This is a genomic window from Thauera phenylacetica B4P (genome assembly GCF_000310225.1).
Classification (GTDB): Bacteria; Pseudomonadota; Gammaproteobacteria; order Burkholderiales; family Rhodocyclaceae; genus Thauera; species Thauera phenylacetica.
In genome coordinates, this window is the sequence record NZ_AMXF01000159.1 from 1 (window position 1) to 9495 (window position 9495).

The following is a 9495-nucleotide window of genomic DNA, read 5'->3' on the forward strand; positions in this document are numbered from 1 at the left end:
GCATCTTGTCGCCGAGCGCGAGCGGCTCGCGCGCAGCCTTCCCGCCGCCCGCCTCGCCTACCTCGGCATGGAGCAGGACAGCCTGGGCCTGGCCGCGCTGCGCGAGCGCCCCGCGCCCGCAGCCACCCCACCCGCCGCCCTGCCCGACTCGATTCGCGCGGTCGCGCGCGCGCGCGCAATCGAGGCCGAGGCGCGGATGGTCGGCGATCGGGTGGAAGTGGAGGGCCACGGCACCCTGCCGGCCCTGATCGACTGGCTCGCCGCCCTGCACGCCGAGCAGCGCCTGCGTCCGAGCCGGCTGGAGTTGCAGCCCGTCGGCAGTGACGGCCGTGCGCGCTTCGACACGGTGTTCGAAGTGAGCGGAAGGTGAAGTTCGCGGCCGGTGCTGCCCTCTTCTGCGCAGGGCTGGGGGCGCTGCTCGTCGCGAGCGCACCCGCGGTGCTGCTCGACGCGGCGCTCGATCGCGCCAGCGCAGGCCGCTTCCGTCTGGCGCTGGCCGAAGGCACGCTGTGGACCGGCCAGGGTCGTCTCGCGAGCGTGGACAGCAGCGCTTCGCTGAGCCCGATCACCCGGCTGCGCTGGGAGTTCGAACCCTCCGCGCTGTCCGGTGTCCGGCTGCGCTGGCGGCTGACGATCGACGGCGGCACGCCCGGCCTGGTGGAGATCGGCCCCGGTGGTGTCGCCCTGCAGCGCCTCGCCTTGCAGTTGCCACCCGCCACCGCGCTTGCCGCCGTTCCCCATGCGATCGCACGCGCCGGCTGGCGTGGCGTGCTCGACGTGAGCATTCCCGCACTCGCCTGCGCCTGGAACGGACGCTGCGAGGGCGGCTTGCAGGCGGAGTGGAGCGCCGGCGGCGTGGATATCCTGCCCGGCGAGGCGCTCGGTGACCATCGCATCGTCGCCACCATCAGCGCGCCGGCGACGACGCTGGAGATCACCGCACTGCGCGGGCTTGCCCTCGCCGTGAATGGCAAGGTCGAGCTTGCGAGCGGGCGACGCCCGCGCGTCGAAGTCGAGATCGGCGGCAATGCGCCCTTGCTCGGCCGCCTCGAGGGCATGCTCGCCGAGCTGCGCCCGGCACGCGACGGCGAGCGCCTGCGGATCCGTTTCTGAATCCCCCACGGCGGCACGCCACCGTCCGCGCGGGCATGCGCTCGTCGAACCGTAAAAAACCCTTCATGCCCGCGTAATCCGGCACGGCAAGACTCGTGGCTTTCCCGACCCTGCATCCGGAGTGGTGAAGCAATGAAGAAGCCCGATACGCTCGACGACTTTCCGACCAACCTCTCGGCCAACGAGCACTTCCAGTCCGTCGTGGCACGCGCGGTGAGCCGCCGCGGATTCCTGAAGAGCGGGCTCGGCCTGTCGGCCGCCGCCTTCCTGTCGGGATCGCTGGCCGCCTGTACGTCGGACGACGACGCGTCCGCCGCCTCCCCGCCTTCCAGCCCCCCCGCCGTCGCCGGTCCGCTCCTCAACTTCGCGGGCATCCCGACCTCGACCGCGGACGACATCGTGGTCGCCGCTGGCTACACCGCCACCGTGTTCGCGCCCTGGGGCACGCCGCTGTTCTCGTCCGGTCCCGGCTCGAGCTGGGCAGGCGACGCGAGCGAGAGCGCCGCGGACCAGGCGCGCCAGGTCGGCGACAACCACGACGGCCTGCACTTCTTCCCGTTCACCGAGGGGAACAACGACGAAGGCCTGCTCGTGATGAACCACGAGTACACCAACGTGCGCTGGCTGTTCGCCGACGGACAGGTCGACAGCCTGGACGACGCCAACAAGGACCTCAACGCGCACGGCGTCTCGGTGATCCACATCCGGCGCACCGCCGGGCGCTGGGAGATCGTCGCCGATTCGGCCTACAACCGCCGCCTCACCGGCAACACGCCGATGCTGCTGACTGGCCCCGCCGCGGGCGACACGCTGCTGCAGACCAGCGCCGACCCGACCGGCACGCTCGTCTTCGGCACGCTGAACAACTGCGGCAACGGCTACACCCCGTGGGGCACCTACCTGACCTGCGAGGAAAACTTCAACCAATACTTCGGCACCCTCAACACCCTCGGCACCCCCCGCAACGCGGCGCAGGTCCGCTACGGTCTCGATTCGAACGGCACCGAGCGCAAGTACGAGCAGTACGTCCCGCGCTTCGACTGGCAGCTCGAACCGAACGAGTCGAACCGCTTCGGCTGGATCGTCGAGATCGACCCCTTCGATCCGCGCTCGACGCCCAGGAAGCGCACCGCGCTCGGACGTATCAAGCACGAGAACGCAGCCTATCGCATCGGCGCCGACGGCACGGTGGTAGTGTACATGGGTGACGACCAGGCCAACGACTACGTCTACAAGTTCGTTTCGGACGGGAAATACGTCGCCGGAGACATCCGCAACAACGCCAACCTGCTCGACTCGGGCAAGCTCTACGTCGCCAGGTTCAACGATGGCACGGCCACCGGCGACTTCATGGGCACCGGCGAGTGGATCCTGCTCGACAAGGCGGCGAACACCGCCCTCGCCGGCTTCGCCAACCAGGCCGAGGTGCTGGTCAACACCCGCCTGGCAGCCGACGCGGCGGGCGCCACCAAGATGGACCGTCCGGAATGGGTGGCCGTCCATCCGAGCAGCGGCGAGGTCTATGTCACGATGACCAACAACTCGAGCCGCACGCTGATCGACGACGCCAATCCACGCGCGAACAACCGCTATGGCCAGATCGTGCGCTGGCGCGAAACCGGGAACGATCCGTCGGCGACCACCTTCGAGTGGGACCTCTTCGTGCTCGCCGGCAACCCGACCGTACACAGCGACCTGCGCGCCGGTTCGAGCAACGTCACGGCCGAGAACATGTTCAACAGCCCTGACGGCCTCGGCTTCGACAAGGACGGGCGGCTGTGGATCCAGACTGACGGCAACTACAGCAACAGTGGCGACTTTGCCGGCCAGGGCAACAACCAGATGTTGTGTGCCGACCCGGGGAGCAAGGAGATCCGTCGCTTCTTCGTCGGCCCGAAGGCGTGCGAGGTGACCGGCCTCACCTTCACGCCGGACGGCAAGACCCTGTTCATCAACATCCAGCACCCGGGTGAGGACGGCAACAGCAACTGGCCCGACGGCGGCAGCGCCCGCCCGCGTTCGGCGACCGTGATCATCACCAAGAACGACGGCGGTGTGATCGGCTCCTGACAAACGCGCCACAGGCCGTTGCGGCGGCTGAACGAGGCCCGCCCCCGCACTGAAGTTGCGGGCGCGGGCCCTTTGGCGTCGACGCGGGCGGAATCAACCCCCCGGAGCGAGCAGCGGCCCACCCGCCCCCTCGATGCGGACCCGCGCCGGTGGCGCCTTGCCCTGCTTGTCCTCGCCGAAGTGGAGCGTCATCTGCGGGTACGGGATCTCGATGCCCGCGGCGTCGAAGTGGCGCTTGACCAGGCGGTTGTAGGCGCGACCCACGCCGAACTGCCCACCCGGCAGGGTCTTGATGCGGACGCGGATATTCACCGAGTTGTCGGCCAGCGCGGTGACGCCGTGGACTTCCAGCACCGGGTCGAGGATCTGCGCGCGCTGCGCCGCGTCCGCGAGCAGCTCGTCGAAGGCCGCGCGCAGGTGGACGATCGCCTCGTCGCTGTCCTCGCGGTAGCCGATGCCGTACTCGCCGACGTGGAAGGCGAAGTCGCGGTTGTAGTTCGACACCGTGTCGACCGAGGAGAACGGCAGCAGATGGTAGGTGCCGTGCATGTCGCGCAGGCCGAGCGAGCGGATCGTCATGCGCTCGACCGTGCCGGTGATGCCGCCGGCGGTGACGAGGTCGCCGACGTCGATCGCACGCTCGAGCTGGATGAAGACGCCGGTGATGACGTCCTGCACCAGCTTCTGTGCGCCGAAGCCGATCGCCAGGCCGAGCACGCCGGCACCGGCCAGCAGCGGGGCGATGTTGATGCCGACCTCGGCGAGCACCACCATGGTGGTGACCACCACCAGCGCGATCGCGATGGCGTTGCGGAAGATGGTCAGCAGGGTGCGCGCGCGCGGGTTGGGCGCCATGCCCGCCTGCGGGTTGAGGCGGAACTCGATCCAGCTCGCCACCACCAGCCAGGCCAGCAGCGCGAGGGTGACGATGACGGCGACCGAGAGCGCGCGGCCGAGCAGGCGGGCGCCGGCATCCGAGGACACCCAGGCGCCGAGGTCGAACGGCGTCCATGCGTCCACGATGAAGGCCACGACCACCGCGAGGATGACGAAGCGCGCGATCTTGAGCGCGCTGGGCACGTAGGCGTTGAGGCGCGCCTCGAGCAAGGGGAACTTCATGCGCAGCTCGTCGCCGAGGCGGATGCGGCGCAGGATCACCTGGGTGAGCAAGGCCGCGAGCGCGATCCCGAGGCCGACCGCGAGCAGGGTCTGGCCGGTGGCGCTGATCATGAAGGGCAGCGCCTGCTCGGGGTACAGGATGGAGGTGACCAGGATCGCCATCAGGTAGATCAGCGCCACCACGTGCCAGATGCGTGCCCCGATGGTGAGCGCGATGCGCCCGAAGGGGGTCTGCATGCGTCCGGCGAGCCGCTCCAGCGCCTCGCTGGCACGCTGGCGGTTCTGCATCACCACCACCGCGGCACGCAGCACCGCGCCGAGCAGGATCGCGATGAAGACCGCGCGGCCGAGCGCCGGCGTGAGGTAGTGGTCGATGACCGGCACAACCAGCATCAGGCCGTAGGCGACGAAGAAGACCATGCGCGAGGCCCAGGCCGACCAGTAGGCCTTGTCCTCGGCGGCGATCGGCAGGAGGCCGAGCTGCTCCCCGCGGCCGGAGAGCAGCACGCGCAGCGCCATCCGGATCAGCTCGACGAGCAGGAAGGCGTTGAGGTAGAGCGACTCCTGGATGCGCATGCTGCCCGTCTCGCCGATCACGAAGAGCGCCACGCCGTAGCCGGCGAGCCAGGACAGGCCGATGATCGACAGGTCGAGCGCGACCGCAGCGACGAGCGCGAGGCTGCGCCGCACCCAGCCGAGCGCGCGCGGTCCGTCGCGGGCGCCGGCGTAGCGGTCGAGCGCGCGGAAGAGCGCGCCGGCGGCCGCGCTCAGCACGCGGAACACGATCCAGGTGACCGCCACCAGCACGGCGAACTCGCCTGCGGCCCAGGCCAGCGGCGCCGGGTCGGCGGCGGCGAGTTGTGTCCAGGCGACGCCGAGGGCATCCACGGCGGAGGCGCCCTCGCTCACCACGCCCTGGGCGACGCTCTGGGTGAGGCCGGCGACCTGGCCGGCGAGGGTCTGGGTCGGCGCGGCGGACTCGACCGCGCGCGCGGCCTCCTCCTCGCCGAGCTTGCGCAGCTGCTCGACGAGCGCCGTACGCGCGGCCTCGTCCTCGAGGAGATCGGCCAGGCGCTGGTGGCCGGCCTGTTCGGAGGCGGACCCGCTCGCCGGCTCGGCGGCGTGGCCCGGTGCGGGGGTGAGGCCCAGCATCGCGATCACGAAGACGAACGCGAGGAAGGCCGTGAGCTTGTGCGTCACAGCGTGGCTCCTGTAGTCGGGGGAAAGATCCCGGTAGCGCGGGGGATGCCGGGGCAGCGCGGCATCGCCGGAGGTCGGGACGCCTGCGCGGCCTGCCGTCCGGCCCGATGCGGGCGTGCACGGCGGTCGGCCGCGAAGCGCTGCGGCCATTTGTATTTGTGCAATTATATCACGACATGCCAGGAGACTGGAACTCGGGCCCGGCCGGTCCGTCCTGGACGACGCCGGGACCCGCCGCGCAAGGTCACTCGGCGGCGGGAGGCGGTCGTGCGCAATCGGCACGGCCGCCGCGTGCGGACTACTCGGTGCGGTGCGGCTCGGCGAGGTAGTCGCGGGTGCGCATCTCGATCAGGCGGCTGACCGTGCGCACGAACTCGTGGGCGTTGTGGCCCTCGGTGTAGAGGTCGTGGACCTCCACCGCCGCGCTCATGATGAGCTTGACGCGGTGGTCGTAGAGCACGTCGATCAGCCAGGTGAAACGGCGCGCCTCGGAGGCGTTGCCGACGAGCATCCTGGGCACGTTCGACAGGATCACCGTGTGGTGCTCGCGTGCGATCTCGAGGTAGTCGTTCTGCGAGCGCGGACCGCCGCACAGGCTGGCGAAGTCGAACCAGATCACCCCGGGCGCCTGGCGCACCACGTCGATGTTGCGCCCGAGGATCTCGACGCTGCCGCCGCGCCCTTCGCTCGCGGCGAGGCGGCGGAAGTCCTCGGCCATCTTGCGCTCGGCCGCGTCGTCGTGCGGCACGAGGTAGATCTCCATCTTCTCGAGGGTGCGCAGGCGGTAGTCGGTGCCGTGGTCGACCTCGATGACGTCGAAGCGCTGCTTGATCTTCTCGATCGTGGGCAGGAAGTTGATGCGCATCAGGCCGTTGGGATAGAGCCCGTCCGGCGGGTAGTTCGAGGTCATCACGAAGATCACGCCGCGGTCGAAGAGCGCGTCGAGCAGGCGCCCGAGGATCATCGCGTCGGCGATGTCGGAGACGTGGAACTCGTCGAAGCACAGCAGCCGGGTGTGCTCGGAGATGCGGTCGGCGACCTTCTGCAGCGGATCGGGCGCGTTGTTGAACTTGCGCAGGTCGTTCTGCACCTCCTGCATGAAGGCGTGGAAGTGCACCCGGCGCTTGCGGCGATACGGCACCGAGTCGTAGAAGCAGTCCATCAGGAAGCTCTTGCCGCGACCCACCCCGCCCCAGAAGTAGACGCTGCGCGGCATCTTGGGCTTGTTGAGGAACTGCTTGATCCGACTGCCCTGGCGCGCGGCCTTGAAGCCGACGAGATCGGTATAGAGGCCCTGCAGGCGCTGCGCCGCGGCGCGCTGGGCGGGATCGGACTGGTAGCCGCGCGTCTTCAGCAGGGCTTCGTAGGCGTCGATCATCCCGTGCTGGGGAACGTTCAGGATGCGATGGGGCATGGAGAATCGGTCAGGAGCGTTGAAAAGGAAGGACGGGTTGACGCGAAAAGGGGTGGGCGCAGGGAAGCCCCGCACCTCACCCCTTGCACCTCACGCCTCGCTCAGAAGTGCAGCGGGCGCTTGTCGCAGGCGAGCGCGGCCTCGTGCACCACCTCCGACAGGGTCGGGTGGGCGTGGCAGATGCGCGCCAGGTCTTCCGAGCAGCCGGCGAACTCCATCGCCACCACGGCCTCGGAGATCAGCTCCGAGGCATTGGCGCCGATGATGTGCACGCCGAGGATGCGATCGGTGGCGGCGTCGGCCAGCATCTTGACGAAGCCGGTCGAGTCGCCCATGCCGAGCGCGCGCCCGTTGGCCATGAACGGGATCTTGCCGACCTTGTAGGCCACCCCGGCGGCCTTGAGCTGCTGCTCGGTCTTGCCGACCCAGGCGATCTCGGGGCTGGTGTACAGCACCCAGGGCACGGTGTCGAAGTTGCAATGGCCGGCCTGGCCCGCCATCAGCTCGGCGACCATGACCGCCTCTTCCATCGCCTTGTGCGCCAGCATCGGGCCGCGCACCACGTCGCCCACCGCCCACACGCCGGGCAGGTTGGTCTTGCAGTGGTCGTCCACCTCGACCTGGCCGCGCTCGTTGAGCTTGAGGCCGACGGCTTCGGCGTTGAGGCCCTGGGTGTTGGGCACGCGACCGACGGACACGATCAGGCGGTCGGCCTCGAGCTTCTGGTCGGCGCCGTCCTTGTCCTTGTAGGCGATGCTGACGCCCTTCTTGCCCACCTTGACCTCACCGATGGTGACGCCGAGGTTGAACTGGAGGCCCTGCTTGGTGAAGACCTTGAGCGCCTCCTTGGCCACGTCCTGGTCGGCGAGCGACAGGAACTCGGGCATGGCCTCGAGCACGGTGACCTCGGCGCCGAGGCGGCGCCACACCGAGCCCATCTCGAGGCCGATGACGCCGGCGCCGATCACGGCGAGCTTCTTCGGCACGGCGTCGAGGTCGAGCGCGCCGACGTTGTCGCACACGATCTTGTTGTCGACCGGCACGCCCGGCAGGTGGCGCGGGGCCGAGCCGGTGGCGACGATGACCTGCTTGGCGACGACGAGCTCTTCGCCGACCTGGACCTGCCAGCCGGCCTCGGCCTTGCCCACGAAGGCGCCGTGGCCATTGAGCAGGGTGACCTTGTTCTTCTTGAACAGGCCCTTGATGCCGCCGGTGAGCTGGTCGACGATGCCCGACTTGCGGGCGATCATCTTGGGCACGTCGATCTTGGGCGTGCCGACGCTGATGCCCTGGCCCTCGAAGGCGTGACCGGCTTCCTCGAACAGGTGCGAGGTGTGCAGGAGCGCCTTGGAGGGGATGCAGCCGACGTTCAGGCAGGTGCCGCCCAGGCGGGGCTCGCCCTTGGGGTCGGCGTAGGGATTGGATTCGCAGCACGCGGCCTTGAAGCCGAGCTGCGCGGCGCGGATCGCGGCGACATAGCCGCCGGGGCCGCCGCCGATGACGAGGACGTCGAATTCTTTGGACATGGGGTTACCCGTGAGGAGTTAGGAGTCAGGAGTCAGGTGCGAACAGGCGCCCTGAGGCGCCCAGGCAAGGCGAACCGCGAGGCGTGGAGCGGCCACCGCTCCTTACGCCTCGCGCCTCACCCCTTACGTCCGCTCACACATCCAGGATCAGGCGAGCCGGATCTTCCAGCGCTTCCTTCATCGTCACCAGGCCCAGCACCGCCTCGCGACCGTCGATGATGCGGTGGTCGTAGGACATGGCCAGGTAGTTGATCGGGCGCACGACGACCTGCCCGTTCTCGACCACGGCGCGGTCCTTGGTGGCGTGGATGCCGAGGATGGCCGACTGCGGCGGGTTGATGATCGGCGTCGACATCATCGAGCCGAACACGCCGCCGTTGGAGATCGAGAAGGTGCCGCCGGACAGCTCTTCCAGCGACAGCTTGCCGGCCTTGGCCTTCTCGCCGAACTCGGCGATCTTGAGTTCGATCTCGGCGATCGACATGGACTCGGCGTTGCGCAGGATCGGCACCACCAGGCCACGCGGCGAACCCACCGCGATGCCGATGTCGATGTAGCCGTGATAGACGATGTCGTTGCCATCGACCGAGGCGTTGAGGATCGGGAACTTCTTCAGCGCGGCCACGGCGGCCTTGACGAAGAAGCCCATGAAGCCCAGACGCACGCCGTGCGCCTTCTCGAACTTGTCGCCGTACTGCTTGCGCAGGGCCATGACCGGCGCCATGTTCACTTCGTTGAACGTGGTCAGGATGGCGTTTTCGTTCTTCGACTGCAGCAGGCGCTCGGCGATGCGGGCGCGCAGGCGGGTCATCGGCACGCGCTCTTCCGGACGGTCGCCGGTGAGCTGCACCGCGGCGGACGCCGCGGCCGCGGCTGCGGCGGCCTTGGGCTGGGCGGCGACGGCGTCTTCCTTGGTCACGCGACCACCACGGCCCGAACCAGCGACGTCGCCAGCGGAGATGCCCTTCTCGTCGAGGATCTTGCGCGCGGCCGGGCTGGCGGCGCCGGCGGCACCGGACGCGGCCGGGGCGGCGGCAGCAGCCGGGGCAGCGG

At 69.4% G+C, this 9495-nt stretch carries 7 protein-coding genes; 3 read left to right on the forward strand and 4 right to left on the reverse strand.

Annotation, left to right across the window (positions count from 1 at the left end):
• From C667_RS16380 to C667_RS16390, 3 genes are all read left to right on the forward strand, one after another.
• A partial coding sequence (locus C667_RS16380; RefSeq protein WP_004370154.1) for a type II secretion system protein M occupies window positions 1–370 on the forward strand: 370 nt, incomplete at its 5' end.
• Window positions 367–1113, forward strand: coding sequence for a type II secretion system protein N (gene gspN / locus C667_RS16385; RefSeq protein WP_004370156.1), 747 nt, complete (start codon window positions 367–369; stop codon window positions 1111–1113). The genes C667_RS16380 and gspN, both read left to right, overlap by 4 nt.
• A 132-nt stretch (window positions 1114–1245) precedes the next feature.
• Complete coding sequence (locus tag C667_RS16390; RefSeq protein ID WP_004370158.1) at window positions 1246–3183, forward strand: PhoX family protein; 1938 nt, start codon at window positions 1246–1248, stop codon at window positions 3181–3183.
• A gap of 93 nt (window positions 3184–3276) precedes the next feature.
• Here the strand turns inward: C667_RS16390 and C667_RS16395 are convergent, their stop codons facing one another.
• The 4 genes from C667_RS16395 to odhB all read right to left on the reverse strand — a co-directional run.
• Window positions 3277–5502 carry a mechanosensitive ion channel domain-containing protein gene (locus C667_RS16395; protein WP_004370160.1) on the reverse strand — a complete coding sequence of 742 codons (2226 nt, stop codon included), beginning with the start codon at window positions 5500–5502 and terminating at the stop codon, window positions 3277–3279.
• 298 nt (window positions 5503–5800) lie between these two features.
• The gene (gene zapE, locus C667_RS16400; RefSeq protein WP_004370162.1) at window positions 5801–6916 is read right to left on the reverse strand and encodes a cell division protein ZapE; all 1116 of its coding nucleotides are present in this window, start codon (window positions 6914–6916) and stop codon (window positions 5801–5803) included.
• Window positions 6917–7017: 101 nt separating this feature from the next.
• Entirely contained in the window at window positions 7018–8442 is a 1425-nt protein-coding gene (lpdA, locus tag C667_RS16405) for a dihydrolipoyl dehydrogenase (RefSeq protein WP_004370163.1), read from the reverse strand.
• Window positions 8443–8575: 133 nt separating this feature from the next.
• A partial coding sequence (odhB, locus tag C667_RS16410; RefSeq protein WP_004370165.1) for a 2-oxoglutarate dehydrogenase complex dihydrolipoyllysine-residue succinyltransferase occupies window positions 8576–9495 on the reverse strand: 920 nt, incomplete at its 5' end.

Bases quoted from the DNA above. Each gene is read 5' to 3' on its own strand.
- C667_RS16390 (WP_004370158.1), top strand. From the start codon at position 1,246: ATGAAGAAGCCCGATACGCTCGACGACTTTCCGACCAACCTCTCGGCC.
- zapE (WP_004370162.1), bottom strand. From the start codon at position 6,916: ATGCCCCATCGCATCCTGAACGTTCCCCAGCACGGGATGATCGACGCC.
- lpdA (WP_004370163.1), bottom strand. From the start codon at position 8,442: ATGTCCAAAGAATTCGACGTCCTCGTCATCGGCGGCGGCCCCGGCGGC.